Annotated in this window: 19 protein-coding genes and 1 tRNA gene; 12 read left to right on the forward strand and 8 right to left on the reverse strand. The window is 73.0% G+C overall.

What is annotated here, in order from left to right:
* Nucleotides 1–83: 83 nt before the first annotated feature.
* Nucleotides 84–1,496: an amidase gene (locus tag FB455_RS25645; RefSeq protein WP_030271225.1), complete on the reverse strand. Its 1,413-nt coding sequence runs from the start codon at nucleotides 1,494–1,496 to the stop codon at nucleotides 84–86.
* Nucleotides 1,497–1,512: 16 nt separating this feature from the next.
* Nucleotides 1,513–2,655, reverse strand: a complete 1,143-nt coding sequence (locus FB455_RS25650; RefSeq protein ID WP_013284129.1) for a cystathionine gamma-synthase — start codon at nucleotides 2,653–2,655, stop codon at nucleotides 1,513–1,515.
* Nucleotides 2,656–2,976: 321 nt separating this feature from the next.
* On the opposite strand from FB455_RS25650, the gene FB455_RS25655 reads away from it, so the two are divergent.
* The 7 genes from FB455_RS25655 to FB455_RS25685 all read left to right on the forward strand — a co-directional run bounded on the left by FB455_RS25655 (nucleotide 2,977) and on the right by FB455_RS25685 (nucleotide 10,995).
* Nucleotides 2,977–3,390: an HIT family protein gene (locus FB455_RS25655; RefSeq protein WP_013284128.1), complete on the forward strand. Its 414-nt coding sequence runs from the start codon at nucleotides 2,977–2,979 to the stop codon at nucleotides 3,388–3,390.
* Between the two features lie 76 nt (nucleotides 3,391–3,466).
* On the forward strand, nucleotides 3,467–4,129 hold the full coding sequence (msrA, locus tag FB455_RS25660) for a peptide-methionine (S)-S-oxide reductase MsrA (protein ID WP_145755115.1): 663 nt from the start codon (nucleotides 3,467–3,469) through the stop codon (nucleotides 4,127–4,129).
* Nucleotides 4,130–4,442: 313 nt separating this feature from the next.
* The gene (locus FB455_RS25665) at nucleotides 4,443–6,233 is read left to right on the forward strand and encodes an N-acetylglutaminylglutamine amidotransferase (RefSeq protein ID WP_013284126.1); all 1,791 of its coding nucleotides are present in this window, start codon (nucleotides 4,443–4,445) and stop codon (nucleotides 6,231–6,233) included.
* A gap of 2 nt (nucleotides 6,234–6,235) precedes the next feature.
* Nucleotides 6,236–8,074 (forward strand): N-acetylglutaminylglutamine synthetase, encoded by a 1,839-nt coding sequence (gene ngg, locus FB455_RS25670; protein ID WP_013284125.1) that lies wholly within the window; start codon nucleotides 6,236–6,238, stop codon nucleotides 8,072–8,074.
* Nucleotides 8,071–9,255, forward strand: coding sequence for an osmoprotectant NAGGN system M42 family peptidase (locus FB455_RS25675; protein ID WP_013474062.1), 1,185 nt, complete (start codon nucleotides 8,071–8,073; stop codon nucleotides 9,253–9,255). The genes ngg and FB455_RS25675 overlap by 4 nt, the downstream gene beginning before the upstream one ends.
* Before the next feature lie 304 nt (nucleotides 9,256–9,559).
* Nucleotides 9,560–10,489 carry a ribonuclease Z gene (locus FB455_RS25680; protein ID WP_013284123.1) on the forward strand — a complete coding sequence of 310 codons (930 nt, stop codon included), beginning with the start codon at nucleotides 9,560–9,562 and terminating at the stop codon, nucleotides 10,487–10,489.
* Nucleotides 10,486–10,995 carry a GNAT family N-acetyltransferase gene (locus tag FB455_RS25685; RefSeq protein WP_145755116.1) on the forward strand — a complete coding sequence of 170 codons (510 nt, stop codon included), beginning with the start codon at nucleotides 10,486–10,488 and terminating at the stop codon, nucleotides 10,993–10,995. Before FB455_RS25680 ends, FB455_RS25685 begins: the two co-directional genes overlap by 4 nt.
* An 88-nt stretch (nucleotides 10,996–11,083) precedes the next feature.
* On the opposite strand, the gene FB455_RS25690 is transcribed toward FB455_RS25685, so the two are convergent.
* Entirely contained in the window at nucleotides 11,084–12,454 is a 1,371-nt protein-coding gene (locus FB455_RS25690; RefSeq protein ID WP_013474059.1) for a cystathionine beta-synthase, read from the reverse strand.
* Nucleotides 12,455–12,530: 76 nt separating this feature from the next.
* Nucleotides 12,531–12,887 carry a YkvA family protein gene (locus FB455_RS25695; RefSeq protein ID WP_013474058.1) on the reverse strand — a complete coding sequence of 119 codons (357 nt, stop codon included), beginning with the start codon at nucleotides 12,885–12,887 and terminating at the stop codon, nucleotides 12,531–12,533.
* 141 nt (nucleotides 12,888–13,028) lie between these two features.
* Here FB455_RS25695 and FB455_RS25700 point away from each other — a divergent pair, with 141 nt between their 5' ends.
* The 4 genes from FB455_RS25700 (at nucleotide 13,029) to FB455_RS25715 (ending at nucleotide 17,890) form a co-directional block, all read left to right on the forward strand.
* On the forward strand, nucleotides 13,029–14,075 hold the full coding sequence (locus FB455_RS25700) for an SGNH/GDSL hydrolase family protein (protein WP_030271236.1): 1,047 nt from the start codon (nucleotides 13,029–13,031) through the stop codon (nucleotides 14,073–14,075).
* Between the two features lie 156 nt (nucleotides 14,076–14,231).
* Nucleotides 14,232–15,044 (forward strand): SGNH/GDSL hydrolase family protein, encoded by an 813-nt coding sequence (locus FB455_RS25705; protein ID WP_013284118.1) that lies wholly within the window; start codon nucleotides 14,232–14,234, stop codon nucleotides 15,042–15,044.
* Between the two features lie 58 nt (nucleotides 15,045–15,102).
* The gene (locus FB455_RS25710; protein ID WP_013284117.1) at nucleotides 15,103–16,365 is read left to right on the forward strand and encodes an acetyl-CoA C-acetyltransferase; all 1,263 of its coding nucleotides are present in this window, start codon (nucleotides 15,103–15,105) and stop codon (nucleotides 16,363–16,365) included.
* A gap of 40 nt (nucleotides 16,366–16,405) precedes the next feature.
* The gene (locus tag FB455_RS25715) at nucleotides 16,406–17,890 is read left to right on the forward strand and encodes a CYTH and CHAD domain-containing protein (RefSeq protein WP_145755117.1); all 1,485 of its coding nucleotides are present in this window, start codon (nucleotides 16,406–16,408) and stop codon (nucleotides 17,888–17,890) included.
* A 108-nt stretch (nucleotides 17,891–17,998) separates the two neighbouring features.
* Here FB455_RS25715 and FB455_RS25720 read toward each other — a convergent pair whose 3' ends face one another.
* From FB455_RS25720 to FB455_RS25735, 4 genes are all read right to left on the reverse strand, one after another.
* Nucleotides 17,999–18,319, reverse strand: a complete 321-nt coding sequence (locus tag FB455_RS25720) for a hypothetical protein (RefSeq protein ID WP_013284115.1) — start codon at nucleotides 18,317–18,319, stop codon at nucleotides 17,999–18,001.
* A gap of 48 nt (nucleotides 18,320–18,367) precedes the next feature.
* A complete protein-coding gene (locus FB455_RS25725; RefSeq protein ID WP_145755118.1) occupies nucleotides 18,368–19,126 on the reverse strand; it encodes a Bax inhibitor-1/YccA family protein in 759 nt (252 codons plus the stop codon).
* A gap of 125 nt (nucleotides 19,127–19,251) precedes the next feature.
* A complete protein-coding gene (locus tag FB455_RS25730) occupies nucleotides 19,252–20,109 on the reverse strand; it encodes a Bax inhibitor-1/YccA family protein (RefSeq protein WP_013284113.1) in 858 nt (285 codons plus the stop codon).
* Between the two features lie 110 nt (nucleotides 20,110–20,219).
* A tRNA-Leu gene (locus tag FB455_RS25735) sits at nucleotides 20,220–20,300 on the reverse strand.
* 90 nt (nucleotides 20,301–20,390) lie between these two features.
* Between FB455_RS25735 and FB455_RS25740 the strand changes: the two genes are divergently transcribed.
* On the forward strand, nucleotides 20,391–22,220 hold the full coding sequence (locus tag FB455_RS25740) for a DUF6311 domain-containing protein (RefSeq protein ID WP_145755119.1): 1,830 nt from the start codon (nucleotides 20,391–20,393) through the stop codon (nucleotides 22,218–22,220).
* The last annotated feature ends 36 nt before the right edge of the window (nucleotides 22,221–22,256 follow it).

Raw genomic sequence — 22,256 nt, forward strand, 5'->3', positions numbered from 1 at the left:
ACGTGGCGTCGCCGCAGGTCTGGCAGTGCATCGGGGACCGTCCGAGGTGGTGAGCGCGACAGGGGTGCGCACACGCTAGACGATCACCCGGCGGCCGGCGACCCCGTTCCGACGCGGGGATAGCCGGGGGCGTGCCGGGCCCACGGCGCCTGCAACTCGAACTGGCCGGCCACTCCGAGCAGCAGCAGTTCGGAGCCGGGCGGGCCGACGAACTGCACACCGACCGGCAGGCCGTCCGGGCGGCGGCCGACCGGCACCACGATCGACGGCAGCCCGGCGATGTTCCACGGCGCCGCGTACGGGGCGTACCTGATGTTGGTCGACATGTTCGCCAGCCAGGAGCGGCCGGACCACCCGGCGGCCTCCGGCGGCGGCCCGGCCAGCGCCGGGGTGAGCAGCAGGTCGATCGAGTTGTCCGCGAAGAAGTGCACGGACCGTTCGCGCCAGGCGGCCCGGTCGGCCTCCCGCACGTACCCCCGGCGCTGCGCCCACTCGCCGAGCCTGACGTGCCGGCGGCTGCGCCGCTGGAGTTGACGCGGCGCCACCCCGGCGGCGCGCACGTCGGCGGCGGCCGCCGCGAACCAGGTGGCGATGCCCTGGAGGCCGAGCCGGGTCGGGTAGACCGGGTCGGCGGGCACGGTGTCGTGACCGGCGGCGGCCAGCAGCCGGCCGGCGGCGGCGACCGCGTCCCGGTTCGGCGCGTCCGGCGAGACGCCGCGTACCGGCGAGCGCAGCGAGACGCCCACCCGCAGCCGCTCCGGCGGGACCAGCTTGTCCGGCCGGCGGCCGGCCAGCACCGAGAAACCGACCACCGCGTCGGCGACGGTGCTGGTCAGCATGCCGTGCTCGGTGAGGCCGAACCAGTCGTCCGCGCCGAGCTGGCAGGGCACCACGCCCCGGCCGGGCTTGAGCCCGACCAGGCCGCAGCAGGCCGCCGGAATGCGGATCGACCCGAGACCGTCGTTGCCGTGGGCCATCGGCACCAGCCCGGCGGCCACCGCGGCGGCCGCGCCGCCGGACGAGCCGCCGGGGGTACGCGCCGGATCCCACGGGTTGCGGGTCACAGCGGTGTCGTCGTCGGTGAGGGCCCACAGGCCCAGCTCCGGCATCCGGGTGACGCCGAGGATGACAGCGCCCGCGCCGCGCAGCCGCCGGACCACCTCGTGGTCGGCCTCCGCCACCTCGGTACGCATCGCGGCCGACCCGTTCCAGGTGGGCAGGCCGGCCACCGGCGTGTTCTCCTTGACCGCCACCGGCACCCCGGCGAGCGGCAGGTTCGCCAGTTCCTCCTGCTCGTCGACCTTCTCCGCCTCGGTGATCGCCTCGCCGCCGCGTACCGTGCGGAACGCGCCCAGCTCGGCGTCGACCCGGGCGACGTGGTCCAGGTGGTCGGCGACGACCTGGGTGGCGGAGACGTCGCCACGGCGTACCGCCCGGGCGATCTGTTTCGCGGTCGTCCCGACCCAGGTCGTCGGCAAGATGTCCGGCACTGCCACCCTCCCCAACCAGCGGTCAGCCCAGGGCCTGCTCCAGATCGGCGAGCAGGTCGTCGACCGTCTCGATGCCGACAGACAGTCGCACGAGATCGCCGGGAACTTCAAGCGGCGAGCCCGCAGCGCTTGCGTGTGTCATCCGGCCCGGGTGCTCGATCAGGGACTCGACGCCGCCGAGCGACTCGGCGAGCACGAACAACCGGGCCCGGTTGCAGATCTGGACGGCGTGCTCCTCGCCGCCCGCCGCGCGGAACGAGATCATGCCGCCGAACCGGCGCATCTGCTTGGCGGCCACCTCGTGGCCGGGGTGCGAGGGCAGGCCCGGGTAGACGACCTGGGCGACCTTGGCGTGTCCGTCCAGGTAGGCCGCGATCCGCTCGGCGTTGTCGCAGTGCCGGTCCATCCGTACCCCGAGGGTCTTGATGCCGCGCAGCGTGAGCCAGGCGTCGAACGGCCCGTTGACCGCGCCCATCGCGTTCTGGTGGTAGCGCAGTTCCTCGCCGAGCGTGCGGTCCGCCGCGACGAGCGCGCCGCCGACCACGTCGGAGTGCCCGCCGACGTACTTGGTGGTGGAGTGCACCACCACGTCCGCGCCGAACGCGATCGGCTGCTGGAGGTACGGCGAGGCGAACGTGTTGTCGACCACCAGCAGCGCGCCGGCGTCGTGCGCCACCGCGGCGAGCGCGGCGATGTCGGCGATGCCGAGCAGCGGGTTGGTCGGCGTCTCCACCCAGACGATCCTGGTGGTGCCCGGGCGGATCGCGGCACGCACGGCGTCCGGGTCGGAGACCTTCGCCGGGGTGTACGACAGGCCCCAGCGCTCGGCCACCTTGGCGAACAGCCGGTACGTGCCGCCGTACGCGTCGTCCGGGATCACCACGTGGTCGCCCGGCTTGCAGACGGTCCGCAGCAGCGTGTCCTCGGCGGCCAGGCCGCTGGCGAAGGCGAGCGCCACCGGGCCGCCCTCCAGCGCGGCCAGGCACTCCTGGAGCGCGTCGCGGGTGGGGTTGCCGGAGCGGCTGTACTCGTAGCCCTCGCGGGGCGCGCCGACGGCGTCCTGGGCGTACGTGCTGGTCTGGTAGATCGGCGGGATCACCGCACCGGTGCGGGCCTCCGGGTCCTGACCGGCGTGGATGGCGAGTGTCTCGAAGCCGTGGCTCATGCCGCAGACGTTAGCCCCCCGCCCGCTCCCGCTCTCGTCAACCCGGCGCGAGTCACAACCGCGAAGGTGTCGGGGTGGTCGGCCATACTGGTCCGGTGAGTACGACCGAGGCGCTGCTCCGCCAGGACTGGCCTCGTATTCGACAGTTGACCGCGCGCCGGGTGATCCAGCTGTGGGAGCGGCGACCGCCCGACCTCGCCCCACTGCCGGCTTCTCGTCGATCATGAGGTTGACGGCGGTCACGGTCCGATTTGTCGCCGCCAACCTCATGATCACACTCGCCCGGAGGTGGGTCGACCGGGTGGGGCCTAGGGTGAGCTCGTGAGCGGGTGTGTGTTCTGCGGGATCGTGGCGGGCGCGGTACCGGCGTTCCGGGTGACCGACGAGCCGGACGGGGTCGCGTTCCTCGACACCCGGCCGGTGTTCAAGGGCCACGTGCTCGTGGTGCCCCGCACCCACCTGGTCACCCTGTCCGACCTGCCGGCCGACGCGCTGCCCGGCTACTTCCGGCTGGTGCAGCGGATCGCCGTGGCGGTGGAGACCGGTCTGGGCTCCGGTGGGACGTTCGTGGCGATGAACAACCGGGTGTCCCAGTCCGTACCGCACCTGCACACCCACGTGGTGCCCCGGACCAAGGGCGACGGGCTGCGCGGCTTCTTCTGGCCGCGCACCCGGTACGCCGACGACGCCGAGGCGACGGAGTTCGCCGGGCGGATCTCGGCGGCGCTGGCCTGACGCCGACGTGGGCGGGTAAGGAACCCGGGGCCGACGATGTTGCACACGCTGGGAAAGCCAAGAGAGGAGTCCCACCGTGTTCCTCCGCCGCATGAAGGCCGAAATGATCTCTCCTGACCAGGCCCTGCCGGGCCGCCCGATCGCGATGCCGATCGCCGACCGGCACGAGGTGCTGCCGTCCTCGCTGAAGGGCCCGTTCCCCGAGGGCGCGCAGGTCGCCGTCTTCGGCATGGGCTGCTTCTGGGGCGCCGAGCGGCTGCTCTGGACCCTCCCCGGCGTGATCACCACGTCGGCCGGTTACGCGGGCGGGTACACCACCAACCCGACGTACGAGGAGGTCTGCTCGGGCATGACCGGGCACGCCGAGGTGGTCCAGGTGGTCTACGACCCGTCGAAGATCGCCTACGAGGACCTGCTCAAGGTCTTCTGGGAGAACCACGACCCGACCCAGGGCATGCGCCAGGGCAACGACGTGGGCACCCAGTACCGCTCGGCCGTCTACGCCACCACCGACGAGCAGCTGGCCGCGGCCAAGGCGTCGCGGGACGCGTTCGCGCCGATCGTGGCCCGGGCCGGCAAGGGTGAGATCACCACCGAGATCGCCCCGCTCGGCGACTACTACTTCGCCGAGGACTACCACCAGCAGTACCTGGCGCCGACGAAGAATCCGAACGGCTACTGCAACCACGGACCGAACGGGCTGAGCTGCCCGGTCGGAGTGGCCCGCACCTCGGGCTAGCCCCACCGCGCGCCGGCGGCACCCACGCTCGCGCGATCTTGCAGTTCGGTGCCCCCCGAGGCCCGCAGAAGGGGCAACCCAGGGGCCCGAACTGCAAGATCGGCGACGAACCGTGGGCCAGCCGCCGGCGCCCGTCTCTGCGGCGTTCCTCACAGCCTCGCCGGAGCCGATTTCCGACATCGGGGGGCGCGAGGCAGGAACCGAAGGCGTGACAGGCAACCACCCTGCGTGACGGCGCATCGTAGCAAGCTGTCACACGTTCGTCATCGTCTCAGCAGGCGAACTGCAACAAGCTCTGGCAGCATTGGCTCGTATGTGCGGACTTGCGGGAGAGTTCCGCCGTGACGGTTCACGCGCCGACGTATCGGCCGTGGAGCGGATGGCGGCCACGATGAGTGACCGAGGGCCCGACGACAGCGGCGTCTGGTCGCAGGGCCCGACCGCGCTGGGACACCGGCGCCTGAAGATCATCGACCTGTCCGCGGCGAGCGGCCAACCCATCGTGGACGCCGCCGCCGGGCTCACCGGTGTCTTCAACGGCTGCATCTACAACTATCGAGAGCTGCGCGCCGAGCTGCAGGCCAAGGGCCACCGGTTCTTCTCGTCCGGCGACAGCGAGGTCGTGGTCAAGGCGTACGCCGAGTGGGGTCTCGACTTCGTCGACCACCTGATCGGCATGTTCGCGGTGGCGATCAGCGAGCGCGACACCGGTCGCCTGGTGCTGGCCCGGGACCGCCTCGGCATCAAGCCGCTCTACCTGGCCGAGAGCCCCGGCGTGGTGCGGTTCGCCTCGACCCTGCCGGCGCTGCTCGCCGGTGGCGGCATCGACACCACCATCGACCGGGTGGCGCTCGCCCACTACCTGAGCTTCCACAGCATCGTGCCGCCGCCGCGCACGATCCTGGCCGGCGTCACCAAGCTGCCGCCGGCCACGGTCCGGGTGTACGAGGCGGACGGCTCCACCCACGAGCGGGTGTACTGGGATCCGGCGTTCAGCCGCGCCGCCGAGCGGGCCGGCTGGTCCGAGCGGGACTGGCAGGACGCGCTGCTCGACTCGCTGACCACAGCCGTACGCCGCCGCATGGTGGCCGACGTGCCGGTGGGCGTGCTGCTCTCCGGCGGCCTCGACTCCAGCCTGGTCGTCGCGCTGCTCGCCGGCGAGGGGCAGGCCCGGTCCGGACTGGCCACGTTCTCCATCGGCTTCGACGCGGTCGGCGGCCGGGAGGGCGACGAGTTCGTCTACTCCGACCTGGTCGCGAAGACGTTCGGCACCGACCACCACCAGATCCGGGTGCCCACCGGTGACCTGCTGCCGCCGCTGGAATCCGCCGTCGCGGCCATGAGCGAACCCATGGTCAGCCACGACTGCGTGGCGTTCTGGCTGCTCAGCCAGGAGGTCGCGCGGCACGTCAAGGTGGTGCAGTCGGGCCAGGGCGCGGACGAGATCCTCGGTGGCTACCACTGGTACCCGCCGCTCGCCGGGGTGGACCGGGAGCAGGCGCTCGAGACGTACGCGAAGGCGTTCTTCGACCGCGACGCGGCCGGACTGGCCCGGGTGCTCAACCCGGCGTGGCTGGCCGACGGCGACCCGGCGCGGGAGTTCGTGGCCGCGCACCTGGGCCGCGCGGGGGCGCAGACCGCCGTCGACGCGGGCCTGCGGATCGACACCCAGGTCATGCTGACCGACGACCCGGTGAAGCGGGTCGACAACATGACCATGGCGCACGGGCTGGAGGCCCGGGTGCCGTTCCTCGACCACGAGTTCGTCGAGCTGGCCGCGAGCTGCCCGCCGGAGCTGAAGCTGGCCCAGGGCGGCAAGGGCGTACTCAAGGAGATCGGGCGCCGCGTCCTGCCGCACGAGGTCATCGACCGGCCCAAGGGCTACTTCCCGGTGCCCGGACTCACCCACCTGGAGGGCAAGCTCCTCGACCGGGTACGCGACGCGCTGACCGCGCCCGAGGCGCGCCGTCGCGACCTGTTCCGCGCCGACTACGTCGACGCGCTGCTCGCCGACCCGAACGCCGAACTGACCCCGTTGAACGGAAACAAGCTGTGGCAACTGGGACTCCTGGAAATGTGGCTCCAGAGCCACGGAATCGACTGACCGTGACGGACACCCTCGCCACCGGAACGGCGCGTACCGACCGGGAACGGGTGCTGGGCCGGCGCCGGGAACTCACCGGCCCCGGCGGTGACCCGGTCGCACCGGGTACGCCGGAGCCGCGGCAGCCGGAGACCGCGTCCGCCGACGCCTCGGGCGTGGTGCTGGACTGCGGCTGGGGCCGGCTGGTGTTCGGGCAGACGTTCGACGACCAGGTGCACGTGGCCGACGTGCTGCGCTCCGAGGCGGTCGGCGCCCGGGACATCTGCATCTACCTGCGCGACCCGCACGTGCTGGTGTCCCGGCTGCCGGACGAGCTGTTCATCGACCCGTCGCTGACGTACCGGCTGCCGCTGGGCGAGAAGCGGCCCGCCGCCACCGAGGGTGGCGAGGTCCCCGGGCTGACCGTCCGGCCGCTGCGCGACGCCGCCGACGCCGAGGCGGTGAACCGGATCTACGCGCGCAACGGCATGGTCACCGCACCGGTCGAGGTGCTGGTGGACAACGCCGGCACGGACCGGTTCCTGCATCTGGTGGCCGAGGACACCACGGGTGAGGTGGTCGGCACCATCACCGGCGTGGACCACGTCGCGGTCTTCGGCGACCCGGAGAAGGGCGCCAGCCTGTGGTGCCTCACAGTCGACTTCAACACCGCCCCGCCCGGCACCGGGCAGGCGCTGCTCACCGCGCTCGCCGACCGGCTCGACGAGCGCGGCCGGGCGTTCGTGGACCTGTCCGTGCTGGCCGAGAATTCGGGCGCGATCCGGCTGTACGAGCGCCTCGGCTTCCACCGCACCGGCACGCTCTGCGTGAAGCGGAAGAACCCGATCAACGAGCGCCTGTTCCTGCCCGCCATGCCCGAGGGGTACGACGAGCTGAACCCGTACGCGAAGATCGTCGCGGACGAGGCGATGCGCCGCGGCATCCGGGTCGAGGTGACCGACCCGCACTGGGGTGAGCTGAAGCTGACCACCGGCGGCCGGACCATCCACACCCGCGAGTCGCTGTCGGAGCTGACCTCGGCGGTGGCGATGAGCCGCTGCGACGACAAGCGGGTGACCCGGCGCATCCTCACCGAGGCGGGGCTGTCGGTGCCGCGCGGGCGTACCGCCACCGGCGAGCCCGACGACGTGGCGTTCCTGAACGATGTGGGTCCGGTGGTGGTCAAGCCGGCGCGCGGCGAGCAGGGCAACGGCATCACCGTCGGCGTGCGTACGCCGGAGGCCCTCACCGCGGCCGTCGAGCTGGCCCGCCGGTTCTGCCCGGACGTGCTGATCGAGGAGCTGCGCGCGGGCGAGGACCTGCGGGTGGTGGTGATCGACCACGAGGTGGTCGCCGCCGCGGTGCGTCGGCCCGCGCAGATCACGGGCGACGGCGTGCACGACATCACCGAGCTGATCGAGCGGCAGAGCCGGCGCCGGGCGGCGGCCACCGGCGGTGAGTCCCGCATCCCGGTCGACGACATGACCCGCGAGGTGGTGGCCGAGGCCGGGTACCGGATGCACGACGTGCTCCCGGAGGGCGAGGTGCTGGCGGTCCGGCGGACGGCCAACCTGCACACCGGCGGCACGATCCACGACGTGACAGCCGAGCTGCACCCGGCGATCGCCGAGGCGTGCGTCACTGCCAGCCGGGCGCTGGACATCCCGGTCACCGGGCTGGACCTGCTGGTCCCCGCCCCCGACCGGCCGGAACACGTGTTCATCGAGGCGAACGAGCGGCCCGGACTGGCCAACCACGAGCCGCAGCCGACCGCCGAGCGCTTCGTCGACCTGCTCTTCCCGGGTACCCGGGCACCGCAGCGACTCTGGTCGCCGGCCGGTGCGGCAGGCTCTGGGGCATGACCGCACGCAAACCCCAACCGCTCAAGCTCGACCTCGACTACCTCCGCCAGGTGCTGGTGGAGCTGCTGGAGATCCCCAGCCCGTCGGGGCGCACCGACCACATCCAGCAGTACGTGGGCGAGCGGCTCTCCGCGATCGGGATCAGCTCCACGCTGACCCGTCGCGGGGCGCTGAGCGCCTGTCTGCCCGGCCCCCGGTCGACCGGCGCCGACCGGGCCGTGGTGGTGCACACCGACACCATCGGCGGCATGGTGAAGCGGCTCAAGGAGAACGGCCGGCTGGAGGTCAACCCGATCGGTACGCACAGCGCCCGCTTCGCCGAGGGCGCCCACGTGCGGATCTTCACCGACGACCTGGACCGGGTGGTCACCGGCCAGGTGCTGCCCCTGAAGGCGAGCGGCCACCGCTACAACGAGGCGGTCGACCTCCAGGGCGTCGGCTGGGAACTGGTCGAGGTGCGGGTGGACGAGCCCGTACACGACGAGGCCGGGCTGCGGGCGCTCGGCATCGACGCCGGGGACTTCGTCGCGTTCCTGCCCAACCCGACCATCACCCCGAACGGGTACGTCAAGTCGCGGCACCTGGACGACAAGGCGGGCGTGGCGGCGGTGCTGACCGCGTTCAAGGCGATGGTCGACGCCGGTGTCACCCCGGCGGTCACCGCGCACCTGCTGGTCACCGTCACCGAGGAGATCGGTCATGGCGCCAGCCACGGGCTGGACCCGGACGTCGCGGAGATCGTCTCGGTGGACGCGGCTGTAGTCGCGCCGGGCCAGCAGTCCCGGGAGACCGCCGCGACGCTGGCGATGGGCGACGGGGTCGGCCCGTTCGACTACCACCTGACCCGCAACCTCGCCTCGATCGCCAAGGAGCACGGCGTCGACCTGGTCCGCGACGTGTTCGACTACTACCGCTCGGACGTGGCCGCCGCGGTCGAGGCCGGGGCGCACGCCCGGGTGGCGCTGCTCGGGTTCGGCGTGGACGCCACCCACGGCCACGAACGCACCCACCTCGACGGTCTGCACCAGCTCACCCAGCTGCTCTGCCTCTACCTCCAGAGCCCGCTGGTCTTCCCCGAGTGGGACGCCGAGCCGGAGGGCGACCTGGCCGACTTCCCGTCGCTCGCAGTGCAGCCGGCGAATGAAGAGGGCCCGCGCGAGGGCCCGATCGGCCTGGACTGACGCCTGTGATCGAAATCCGTTGCCGCGGCCGCCGGGAAGTGGATAGCGTGGCGGTACACGGGAAAGGAGGTGGTCCAGACTTGTATAGCAATCGGACTCGTGAGGTGGCTGTCCGCTAGCCGCTGTCCTCGACAGTGAAAACTCGTCCGCCGCGAGGCGGGCATGCACGATCGTCGAGACCGTGTGGCAGCGGTGCGGCGAAACCACGACAGCCACCCGACCCCCGGGGTGCCGGCCCAGTCCAGCCGGCCCGCGCGTGAGCGCGGAAGCCCCGGGGGTCGCTTTTTGCCTTCCGGAGGATGCCGTGTCCATGCGTGAGCTGGTGGTGCTCGGTACGGCCAGCCAGGCCCCGACCCGGCAACGCAACCACAACGGCTACCTGCTGCGCTGGGACGACGAGGTGATCCTCTTCGATCCGGGCGAGGGCAGCCAGCGGCAGATGCTGCACACCGGGGTCACCGCCACCGACCTGACCCGGATCTGCGTCACCCACTTCCACGGCGACCACTGCCTCGGCCTGCCCGGCATGATCCAGCGGCTCTCGCTCGACCGCGTACCGCGCCCGGTGGCTGTGCACTTCCCGGCCGGCGGCGCCGAGTACTTCGCCCGGCTGCGGCACGCCTCCAGCTTCTACGAGACCGCCGAACTCGCCGTCGAGCCGATCGACGCCGACGGGCAGCGGATCACGCTGGGCATCGGCACGCTGGAGGCCCGCCGGCTGCGGCACCCGATCGAGACGTACGGGTACCGCCTGGTCGAGCCGGACGGCTGCCGGATGCTGCCGGAGCGGCTGGCCGCGTACGGCATCGCCGGTCCGGACGTGGGGCGGCTGCTGCGCGACGGGCACCTGGACCGCGACGGACGCCGCGTCACCCGGGACGAGGTGAGCGTGACCCGGCCGGGGCAGCGGTTCGCGTTCGTGATGGACACCGGGCTCTGCGACGGCGTGTACGCGCTGGCCGAGCACGCCGACCTGCTGGTGATCGAGTCGACGTTCCTGGAGTCGGAGGCGGCGCTCGCCGCCGAGGTCGGGCACCTCACCGCCGGTCAGGCCGCGCGGGTGGCGGCCGAGTCGGGGGTACGCACGCTCGTGCTCACCCACTTCTCCCAGCGGTACGCCGACCCGCGCCGGTTCCACGACGAGGCCCGGGAGCACTTCTCCGGTGATCTGGTGATCGCCGAGGATCTCCAGACGGTGCAGGTGCCGCCCCGGCGGGTACCGTCGCCCGGGTGACGATCTCCCTACGTTCCGCGACCGAGGCCGACCTGATGGCGGTCGGCGCCCTGCACCAGCGTTCACGGACGGCGGCGTACTCGTCGTTCCTGCCGCCCGAGGCGCTCGCCGACCCGACGCCCGAGGCGATGGGCCGTTACTGGGTGGAGCGGCTGACCTGGGAGGGCGCCGACCACCGGATGACGGTGGCCGAGCGGGACGGGCGGCTGGTGGGCTTCAGCTACCTCGGGCCGGACGACGAGGGCGACCCGGCGAGCGGGCTGCTCAACGCGATCCACCTGGAGCCGTCCGAGCGCGGCCGGGGCACCGGGCGGGCGCTGATGGTGGACGCGCTCGACGCGATGCGGGCCCGGGGATGGACGCGCGCGGTGCTGTGGGTGCTGCGGGACAACGCCGTCGCGCGGGGGTTCTACGAGCGCGGCGGCTGGACCGCCACCGGTGAGCAGCGGGACGAGCACATCGGCCGCGCGCTCGTCCCCCAGCTCCGCTACGCCCGCCGCTTGTAAGGAAGGGCCCCTTCTTAACGCCTCCGGTAGAGGAAGGGCCCCCTTTTAACACCGAGTGTTAAAAGGGGGCCTTCCTTACACCGCAGGGTCAGCGGGCGCCGAGGTGGGCCAGCAGGTCCTGGCGGGTCAGCACGCCCTTGGGCTTGCCGTCGACCAGCACCAGCGCCGCGTCCGCCTTCTCCAGCAGTCCGACCGCCTCGCTCACCGGCTGACCGCCGCCGATCATCGGCAGCGGCTCGCCCATGTGCCGCTCGATCGTGTCGTGCAGGTGGGCCTGGCCGGTGAACAGCGCGTCGAGCAGGTCCTTCTCGGCGATCGAGCCGGCCACCTCACCGGTCACCACCGGCGGCTCGGCCTTGAGCACCGGGAGCTGGGAGACCCCGTACTCGCGCATGTAGTCGATGGCGTCGCGGACCGTCTCGGTCGGGTGCACGTGCACCAGCTCGGGCAGGCCACCGGGCTTGCCGGTGAGCGCGTCGGCGACGGTCGGCTCGGTGCCCGAGTCGTCAAGGAAGCCGTACCGGGCCATCCACTTGTCGTTGAAGATCTTCGACAGGTAGCCCCGGCCGCCGTCCGGCAGCAGCACCACGATCACGTCGTCCGGGCCGGCCTTGCGGGCCACCTCCAGCGCGCCCACCACTGCCATGCCGCAGGAGCCGCCGACCAGCAGACCCTCCTCGCGGGCCAGCCGGCGGGTCATCTCGAAGGACTCCTTGTCCGACACCTCGACGATCTCGTCGGCGATCCCCCGGTCGTACGTCTCCGGCCAGAAGTCCTCACCGACGCCCTCGACCAGGTACGGCCGGCCGGTGCCGCCCGAGTAGACCGAGCCCTCCGGGTCCGCGCCGATCACCTTGACCCGGCCCTCGGACGCCTCCTTGAGGTAGCGGCCGATGCCGGAGATGGTGCCGCCGGTGCCGACGCCCGCGACGAAGTGGGTGATCTTCCCCTCGGTCTGCCGCCACAGCTCCGGACCGGTGGTCTCGTAGTGCGAGCGCGGGTTGGCCGGGTTGCTGTACTGGTTGGGCTTCCACGCGCCGGGGATCTCCCGGGCCAGCCGGTCGGAGACGTTGTAGTAGGAGCGCGGGTCCTCCGGCGCGACGGCGGTCGGGCAGACCACCACCTCGGCGCCGTACGCGCGCAGCACGTCCTGCTTGTCCTGGCTGACCTTGTCGGGGCAGACGAAGACGCAGCGGTAGCCCTTGAGCTGGGCCACCAGGGCCAGCCCGACGCCCGTGTTGCCGCTGGTCGGCTCCACGATCGTGCCGCCCGGCCGCAGGATGCCCGCCTTCTCGGCGTCCTCCACCATGCGCATCGCGATCCGGTCCTTGACCGAGCCGCCCGGGTTCACATACTCCACCTTCGCCAGCACGGTGGCCTGAATGCCCTCGGTGACGTTGCGCAGGCGTACCAGCGGGGTGTTGCCGATCAGCTCGACGACGTTGTCGTAGTACTGCACCTCGTTGTGCCCTTCGTCGCGCCGCCGTCGTGGGGCGGTCGGTCAGCCGTCAGTTCGCCGACCAGCGTACGTGCCGTCAGGGCACCACATGCCCGGGGATGACGGAGCTGCGACGTGCCTCCCACTCCAGGAACCGCTCGGTCTCGGCGAGCACACTGCCCGCCAGCCAGGTGACCATGACCGCGTCGTCGGCCAGCCCGAAGATCGCCAGCGGGATCTCCGGGAGCAGGTCGATCGGGGAGACGATGTACGCCGTCGCCCCGGCCATCAGCGCCAGGCGCAGGCCACCGTCGTACTCGCCCCTGGTGGTCGCGCGGATCATCCGCGGCAGCGCCGCCAGCCGTGCCCCGAGCGACGGCCCGCCCCGCGTGCCCGCCGCCAGCGCCCGGGCCAGCGCCGCGAACGCGGCACTGCGCTTCAACGTCTTCCCCATGATTTCGCCCCTCTCCGCCCGACCATGGTGCGGCCCGGTGGCAAGCCCGCGTCCGCTGCACCCATCGGTACCCGATCCGGGCACCGCCCAGCCATCCGATCAAGGACAGCAGTGGTCGTACCGGCGCGATACTGTCGGTTCATGGGGGACGCTGGTTCCGTCGCGCCGGTCCGCCGGCAGCGCGCCCGGCAGATCGCCCGCCTCGCGGCGATCGGCACGGGCGCCACGGTGGCGGCCACCGCCGCCACCGGCGGGGTGCTGCTCGGCCAGGCCCGGCAGGCCCGCCGCACCATCCCGATGGCGCAGGCCCCGCCGCCGCGCTGCGACGGTGTGTACGGCGCGAGACTGCCCGGCCCGCCGATCACCATGGTCATCCTGGGCGACTCCTCAGCGGCCGGGTACGGCGTGCACAGGCGCCGGGAGACACCGGGCTCGCTGCTGGCCACCGGGCTGTCCCGCCGCCTGCACCGGCCGGTCCGGCTGCACCGGTTCGCCGTGGTCGGTGCGCTGTCCTCAGGGCTGAAGCCGCAGGTCGAATCCGCCCTGGAGGTCGAGCCGGACGTGGCCGTGATCCTGGTCGGCGGCAACGACGTCACCAACCGCTCACCGTTCTCGGTAGCGGTGCGCTACCTGGTCGACGCGGTCCGTACGCTCCGGGCGGCCGGCTGCGAGGTGGTCGTCGGCACCTGCCCCGACCTGGGCACCATCCGGCCGATCCAGCCGCCGCTGCGCTGGCTGGCCCGGCGCTGGAGCCGCCAGCTCGCCGCCGCGCAGACGGTGGGCGTGGTCGAGGCCGGCGGCCGTGCCGTCTCGCTCGGCGACATGCTCGGGCCGCGGTTCGCCGCCGAGCCCGGGCGGATGTTCGCCTGGGACCGGTTCCACCCCTCCGCCGAGGGGTACGCGATAGCCGCGGCGGCGTTGCTGCCCACCGTGCTGTCCGCGTTGGGCGCGGTCCCGGAACGCAGGCCTGTCCTGCCCGGCGTGGAAGGCGTACGGTCGCTCCCGGAGGCCGCCCACCAGGCGGCCCGGCACGCCGGCACGGAGGTCAGCGGCGCCCAGCTCCGGGGTCGCGACCGCGGACCGGGCGGGCGGTGGGCGCAGCTTCGCCGGCGGGCCTTCTTCGGCGTCGGCGCGGTGCCACCGACCGGCAGCGCCGCCGACTCGGCAACGCTGGAGGGAACGGCATGAGCGAGCGCAGCGAGCGAATCGGCCGGCTCAGCGCGAAGGTGCCTCATGGCGGCACGGAGCGAAGCGGAGTGACGTCATGAGCGAGCGCAGCGAGCGAATCGGCCGGCTCAGCGCGAAGGTGCCTCATGGCGGCACGGAGCGAAGCGGAGTGACGTCATGAGCGAGCGGAACGAGGTGGCCCGGTGGGGCCGGGCCGCGGCCCTGTCGCTGCTGGCCGGGACGGTGGGCGGCGCGGCGGTCCTCGCCGGCCAGGCCATCGCCGCCCGCACCCGCGAGTACGCCCAGCCCGAGCTGGGTCTGGTGCTGCGCGCGACGGTCGGTCGCGCCGACGCGCCGCCGCTGCGGCTGGTGCTGCTGGGTGACTCGTCGGCGCTCGGCGTGGGCGTCGACCGGTTCGAGGACACCATCGGCGGTCAGCTCGCCAACCTGCTCGCCGAGGGACCGACCGGCCGCCGGGTGCAGCTGTCCAGCGTGGGGGTCTCCGGCTCGCGCGCCACCGACCTGGCCACCCAGGTGGCCCGGGCGCTGCTCGGTGAGCGGCCGGACGTGGCTGTGGTGCTGATCGGGGCGAACGACGCCACCGCGATGTCCCGGCCCGGCGACGCGGCGGCCTATCTCGGCTCGGCGGTACGCCGTCTGAGGGAGGCGCACGTCGAGGTGGTGGTGGGCACGTGCCCCGATCTCGGGGCGGTACGCGCGGTCGCCGCACCGTTGCGTCAGGTGCTCGGCTGGTCCGGGCGGCGGATGGCGCGGGCACAGACCGCGGCCGTGCTGAACGCCGGCGGAACCGTCGTCGACCTGGGCACCGAGACCGGTCCGGTGTTCCGCGCGGACGCGGGCACGCTCTGCCACGACGGCTTCCACCCGTCGGCCGACGGGTACCGGGTCTGGGCGCACGCCCTGCTCCCGGCGGTCGAGGCCGCGGCGGCCGTCGCGTTCCGGCACCACCGGCGACCGCCCACGGGGTGACATTTCCCGCCCGCCTCGCGGCTTCCCGGGCATGTTACTCGCGCGTTAACGTTGGTTCATGCCGATTGAGTCGCCCCGCGACGCCGTCATCGTCGCCACCGCCCGGTCCCCCATCGGCCGCGCGTTCAAGGGTTCCCTCCGCGAGGTCCGCCCGGACGACCTCGCCGCCACCATCGTCCAGGCCGCCCTCGACAAGGTCCCGGCGCTCGATCCCACCACCATCGACGACCTCTACCTCGGGTGCGGTCTGCCCGGCGGCGAGCAGGGCTTCAACATGGCCCGGGTGGTCGCCACCCTGATGGGCCTGGACGGCCTGCCCGGCGCCACGCTGACCCGCTACTGCGCGTCCTCGCTCCAGACCACCCGGATGGCGATGCACGCGATCCGGGCCGGTGAGGGTGACGTGTTCATCTCCGCCGGTGTGGAGATGGTCTCCCGGTACGCGCGGGGCAACTCGGACACGCTGCCGCCGGAGGCGCAGGCCCTCGTCGGCGGCGGCTGGGAGAACCCGCGCTTCGCCGAGGCCCGGGAGCGTTCCGCGGCCCGCGCCCAGGGCGGCTCCGAGGTGTGGACCGACCCGCGCGAGGCCGGGCAACTCCCCGACATCTACCTCGCCATGGGGCAGACCGCGGAGAACCTGGCCCAGGCGTACGACGTGACCCGCGAGGACATGGACGCGTTCGGCGTCCGCAGCCAGAACCTCGCCGAGAAGGCGATCGCTGACGGCTTCTGGGCCCGTGAGATCACCCCGGTCACCACGCCGGACGGCACGGTGGTCAGCACCGACGACGGCCCGCGTGCCGGTGTGACACTGGAGGCGGTGGCCGGTCTGAAGCCGGTGTTCCGCCCGGACGGCCGGATCACCGCTGGCAACTGCTGCCCGCTCAACGACGGCGCCGCCGCCGTGGTGATCATGAGCGCGCAGCGCGCGTCCGAGCTGGGGCTCACCCCGCTGGCCCGGATCGTCTCCACCGGTGTCACCGCGCTCTCCCCCGAGATCATGGGTCTGGGCCCGGTCGAGGCGTCGAAGCAGGCGCTCAAGCGGGCCGGCATGACCATCGACGACGTCGACCTGGTCGAGATCAACGAGGCGTTCGCCGCCCAGGTGATCCCCTCGTACCGGCAGCTCGGCATCCCGGAGGAGAAGCTGAACGTCGCCGGTGGCGCGATCGCCGTCGGTCACCCGTTCGGCATGACCGGTGCCCGGATCACCGGCACGCTGCTCAACGCGCTGGAGTGGCACGACAAGACCATCGGTCTGGAGACCATGTGCGTCGGCGGTGGCCAGGGCATGGCGATGGTGCTCGAACGACTGAGCTGAGACCGGTTCGCCGGTGCGCGGGCCGGGTACGGGAGGCCGCATGGCGACCGTCGTGGAACGTGAGCGCAAGTACTCCGGCGACGAGGGTTTCCGGCTGCCCGACCTGACCGGGTGCGGTGGCGTCGTGACCATGTCCGACGCCACCGTCTCGGATCTGGACGCCGTCTACTGGGACACCGACGACCTGCTCCTGCTGCGCAGCGGGCACGCGCTGCGCCGGCGTACCGGTGGGCACGACGCGGGCTGGCACCTCAAGGTGGGCGCGGTCGGTGGCGCCCGGGTCGAGCACCAGTTCCCGGCCGGGGCGTCCGACGACGGCCCGCCGCCCGAGCTGGTCGCGCTGATCCGGGGCGCGTCGCGCGGCCGGCCTGTGGCACCGGCGGCCCGGGTCGTCAACCGCCGCCGGGAACACCGGCTGCTGGGCGCGGACGGCCGGGTGCTTGCCGAGGTGGCCGAGGACGACGTCCGGTCCGAGGACCTGGTGGACGGCGCCGCGCGGACCTGGCACGAGATCGAGATCGAGCTGGTCGAGGGCGACGAGGAGCTGCTCGACGCGCTCGGCGAGCAGCTGCGCGCGGCAGGCGCCCGCGAGGTAACGGTCAGCAAGTCGCACCGGGCCGTCGCCGGCCGGATCGAGGGCTTCGACGACCGGGAACCGGACGGACCGGCAGCGCCGGTCCTCGCGTACGTCAGGGTGCAGCGGGACGCGATCGTCGGCAACCACGCGGCCGCGTACCAGGGGAACGAGGACGCGGTTCACGACATGCGCGTCGCGACCCGCCGGTTGCGGGCGACGCTGCGTACCTTCCGGGGGTTGTGGGACCGCCGGGAGAGCGAGACGGTCCGGGCCGAGCTGCGCCGCCTCGGCGGCGAGCTGGGCCGGGTCCGCGACACCCAGGTGATGGCTGCCCGGCTCACCGAGGCGGTGCACGAGCTGCCGGACGAGCTGGTGCTCGGCCCGGTGGCGGCGCGGATCGGCGAACGGTTCGCCGCCGACCTGGCCGAGGCGACCACAGCGCTGCGGTCCGCGCTGGACTCCGACCGCTATCCCGCCCTGCTGACCCGCCTCGACCGGCTGGCCGACGCCCCGCCCGCCGACGTCGGCCGGCGCTGGGTGGACCGCCGGATCCGCAAGGCGGTGCGCCGCGCCGACACCCGGCTGGACCGGGCGCTCGCCATCACCGGGCCGGACGGGGACGCCGCGCTGCACGAGGCACGGAAGAAGCTCAAGGCCGCCCGCTACGCGGTGGAGGTGCGCGAGCCGGCCGCCGGCAAGCGGGCCGCCCGCCTGGTGGAGCGGTTCAAGGCGCTCCAGGATCTGCTCGGCACCCACCAGGACTCGGTGGTCACGCGGGAGGTGCTGCGACGGCAGGCGCTCCAGGCGTACGCCGACGGCGAGAACACGTTCACCTACGGCCTGCTGCACGCGAGGCAGGCCGAGACCGCCGGACACGACCGCCCGGCGGTCCTGCGGGCCCGCGACCGGTCAAGACACCGCAAGGTACGCCGCTGGCTCAAGCCCTGACCGACCCTCCTTCTCCCCGTCCCCCACTCCGTCGATCATGAAGTTGACGGGGATCCGCGTCCGTTTTGTCGCCGCCAACTTCATGATCAACGCGACTAAGGGCGGGGGTCAGAGGGCGGTGCGGGTTCGGGTTACCTGGGCGGTGGCCTCGGTGAGCACCGGCTCGGGCGGGTCGGCGAGCGTCAGGTCGGCGGTGACCACGCGGAGCTGGTCGGGCAGCGCCAGGTCGCTGGGGAGGCGGGGCACCTCGCGGCGCGGCTCACCGGCCGCGTCGGCGGCCAGGTTGGCGATCTCCTGGACCAGCTTGTGCACCAGGTCGGCGCGGGACACGTTGCCGCCGTCCGCCTTGGCCGACCAGCGCGGCTGCTGCCAGTGCCCGACCTGTCGGACCAGCAGGGTCACCGCCCGGTCCAGTTCCGCTGCGCTCATCGCCGCCGAGTCTACGGCGACACCAGGCCGGAGCGTGCTCAGCCGACGTCAGCGGCGTACGTAGCTGAGCAGGCGGAGGATCTGCCAGTACAGGAAGATCAGCCCGACCAGCAGACCGAAGGCGCAGTACCAGGCGTAGCGGCGGGGCAGCCGGTTCGCGGCCGACCGCTCGACCAGGTCGAAGTCGAGGATGAAACTGAGCGCGCCCGCGATGATCGCCACCACCGAGAACAGGTACGGCAGCCAGCCCACCCTGTCGCTGAGGCTGTAGACGACCACCCCCTGCCGCCCGGTGAACAGGTACGCGACCAGGTTGACCAGGCCGATCGCCACGATCCCGACGAGCGTGCCGATGACCAGCCGGGCCAGGCGCGGGGTGGCGCGTACCAGCCGGGCCCGGTAGAGCACGGCCATGCCGAGGAAGACGCCGAACGTGCCGATCACCGCCTGCGCCACGATGCCCGGGTAGACCATCTCGAAGGCGCGGCTGGCCACCCCGAGCAGCAGGCCCTGGAGCACCGCGTACCCGACGATGATCGGCGGGCTGGTGATCTGCTTCAGCGAGATGACGAGCACCAGGGCGAGGCTGGCCAGCGCGCTCCCGGCGAGCGCGGTGGAGATCCACGCGGCCTGCGGCACCACCACCCAGGACACCGCCGCCGTGACGCCGGTGATCAGCAGCAGTCCCACGGTCCGGCTGATCACGTCGGCCACCGTCATCGTGTCGGCGGTCCCGACGCCGAGCACCTGCCGCTCGGCGCGGCCGACGTCGTCCAGCCGGTCCAGCACCGGGTTGGCACTGCGCACCGTGACCACCTCCCGCCCACGTACCCGGATCCCACTCTGCCCCGGGCGGTCCGGCGGGGACGGGGAAACGGCGACGCCCGCCGCCGCGGATGCGGCAGGCGGGCGTCGTCGGGGAGGGCGTGATGTCAGTCGTCGCCCTGGAAGTAGCTGAGCAGCCGCAGGATCTCGATGTAGAGCCAGACCAGGCCGACCACGATGCCGAAGGCGGCGGTCCAGGAGTAGCGCTGCGGGAGGCCCATCCGGACCCCCTCCTCGATGTCGGCGAAGTTGAGCACGAAGCTCAGCGACGCCACCACGATGCAGACCAGGCTGAAGCCGATCGCGAGCGGGCTGCCGTCACGCAGGTGCGTGTTCACGCCGAACAGCGCCAGCACCAGGTTGACCAGCATCACGCCGAACAGGCCGGCCATGATCGCCACCATGATCCGGGCGAACTTCGGCGTGGCCCGGATGATCCGCGCCTTGTAGATCATCGCCATCAGGAAGAACACGCCGAACGTGGCCACGACCGCCTGGAGCACGATGCCGTCGTAGAGCGACTCGAACGCCTTGCTGACCATGCCGACGAAGACGCCCTCGATGACCGAGTACGCCACGACGAGCGCCGGGTTGGCCATCCGCGAGAACGAGATGATCAGGCCGAGCACCAGGCCGACGACCGCGGCGCCGATCCACGCGACGCCGACGAGCGAGTCCGGCACGAGCACCCAGGCCGCCGCGGCCGAGGCGCCGAGGATGGCGAGCATGAGGACCGTCTTGACGACCACGTCGTCGAGGGTCATCGGGGTCACGGTGGGCGGGGCCACCGGCTGGCCGTAGCCGCCCGGGTAGGGCTGGGCGTAGGGCTGCTGGGGGTACTGCTGCTGCGGGTACTGCTGGGGGTATCCGGGCTGACCGTACGGCCCGGGCTGGGCGTACCCGGCCGCCCGCTCACGCTCTGCCGCCTGGCCGAGCCGGGCGAGCACCGGGTTCGAGGTCTTCACTTCTCAGGCCTCCCTCAGGGGGTCGATCGCACGTAGACGTGCTACTCCAGGGTAGACGTGGCCGCAATCGCGCGTGCTACGGCTAGCTGTGGGAAAGCTGAGAGTTCACGTGCCCGGGGCGGGGGTCGAACCCGCACGCCTTGCGGCAGCCGCTTTTAAGGCGGCCGTGTCTGCCGTTCCACCACCCGGGCGGGTGACACCGGCGCGTCGACACGCGGCGGTGCAGATCTCACCGTAGCGGCTCGGCCGCGACGCGGCGTACCCCGACGGGTGCGGCCGTTATGGTCGAGGCCGTGACCAGCGCCGCCCGCACGGCACCCGGGCCCGATCACGCCCGGGCGGCCCGCCCGGCGGCGGTCACGCGGCGGGTGACGGCCGCCGTCCGGCGGCACCGCGCGGACCTGCTCGCCGGGCTGGCGTTCGTCGCGCTCGCCGCCTGGCTCACCCACGGCCTCTGGCCGGCGCCGGGCACGCGCGCACTCGCCCTCAACCCGGCCGACCAGACGCTGTACGAGTGGTTCCTGGCGCTGGACGCGCGTGCCCTGCGGGGCGAGCTGAGCCTGGTCACCGGCCGGCTGAACGCGCCGGACGGGGTCAACCTGATGGCCAACACGTCGATCGTGGCGCTCGGTGTGCTGCTCGCCCCGGTCACGCTGGCGTTCGGGGCGCCCGTGACGTTCGCCCTGCTCGTCGCCGCGAACATGGCCGGTACGGCGCTCGCCTGGTACCTGCTGTTCACCCGCGTCCTGCGGGCCCGCCGGCTCGCTGCCGTACTCGGCGCGGCGCTCTGCGGCTTCGGGCCGGGCATGGTCTCGCAGAGCAACGGCCACCTGCACATGACCGCGCAGTGGCTGGTCCCGGTGCTGGTCTGGCTCGTGCTCCGGCTGCTGCGCGCCGCCGACCCGGCGAGTCGGCCGGACGGCCCGGACCGCCGCCGGACGGCCTCCTCCGCGGCCGGGCTCGCCGCGGTCGTCACCGTGCAGGTATTCGTCGGCGAGGAGGTGTTGTTCCTCGCCGCGCTCACCCTGGCGGTGACCGCCGTCGCGTACGGGCTGGCCGACCGGGGCCTGCTGCGCCGGGCCGGTTCCGGGTTCGCCGGTGGTCTGCTCGTCGCCGCCGGGCTGGCGCTGCCGGTGCTGGCGTACCCGCTGTGGGTGCAGTTCGCCGGCCCGCAGGGCGTCGCGGACGGCATCTTCCCACCCGCCTACTTCTCCGCCGACCTGATCGCCTGGACCCGCCTGTCCGCGCTGACGGTGTTCGGCAGCCCGGAGGCGGTACGGCTCACCACCGGTCCGTCCGAGTTCACCACGTTCCTGGGCTGGCCGCTGCTGCTGGTAGCCGCCGCCTGCGCGGTCCGGCTGGGCCGGCGCGCCCCGGTGGTGGCGGTCGTGGCCGCCGCGCTGACGATGGCCGCACTCGCGCTCGGCCCGGAGGTGGTGGCCGGCGGTGAGCGGACCGGGATCCCCGGTCCGTACGCGCTGCTGGCCGGGCTCCCGGTGGTGGACGGCGCGCTGCCGACGCGTTTCGCGCTGGCGGTGCTGCCGCTCGTCGGCACAGTGCTCACGCTCGCCGTGCACCGGGCGCTCGCCGAACCCGGCCGGGCCCGCCGGGTCGTCCCGTTCGCGGTCGGCGCGGCGCTGCTCAGCGTCTTCCCCACACCGCTGCCCACGATGGACCGGCCGCCGCTGCCCGAGTTCGTCACCGGCGGCCACTGGCAGCGGTGCGTACGCCCCGGCGGGGTACTGGTACCGGTGCCCACCGCCACCCCGCAGGATCCCTGGCCCATGCGCTGGGCCACCGCCACCGGCGTCGCGTTCGCCATGCCGGAGGGCTTCTTCATCGGCCCGTACGGCCCGCACGGCTCGGCCACCATGGGCACCTGGCAGCGTCCCACCTCGGCGCTGCTCGCCGACGTGGCCCGCCGCGGCGTGGCACCCGCGATCGGTGACCGGCAACGCCGCCAGGCCGCCCGGGACGTCGAGTTCTGGCGCGCCTCGTGCATGGCGGTGACCGACGACACGCCGCACGCGGAGATGCTGCGGCGCACCCTGGAGCAGCTCTACGGGCGGCCGGGGGTGCGGCTCGCCGACGCCTGGACCTGGCGGTTCTGAGGCGCCGGACACCGGTTCCGCCGCCGGACACGGCGA

The sequence above is a fragment of the Micromonospora sp. CNZ296 genome, from assembly GCF_007827635.1.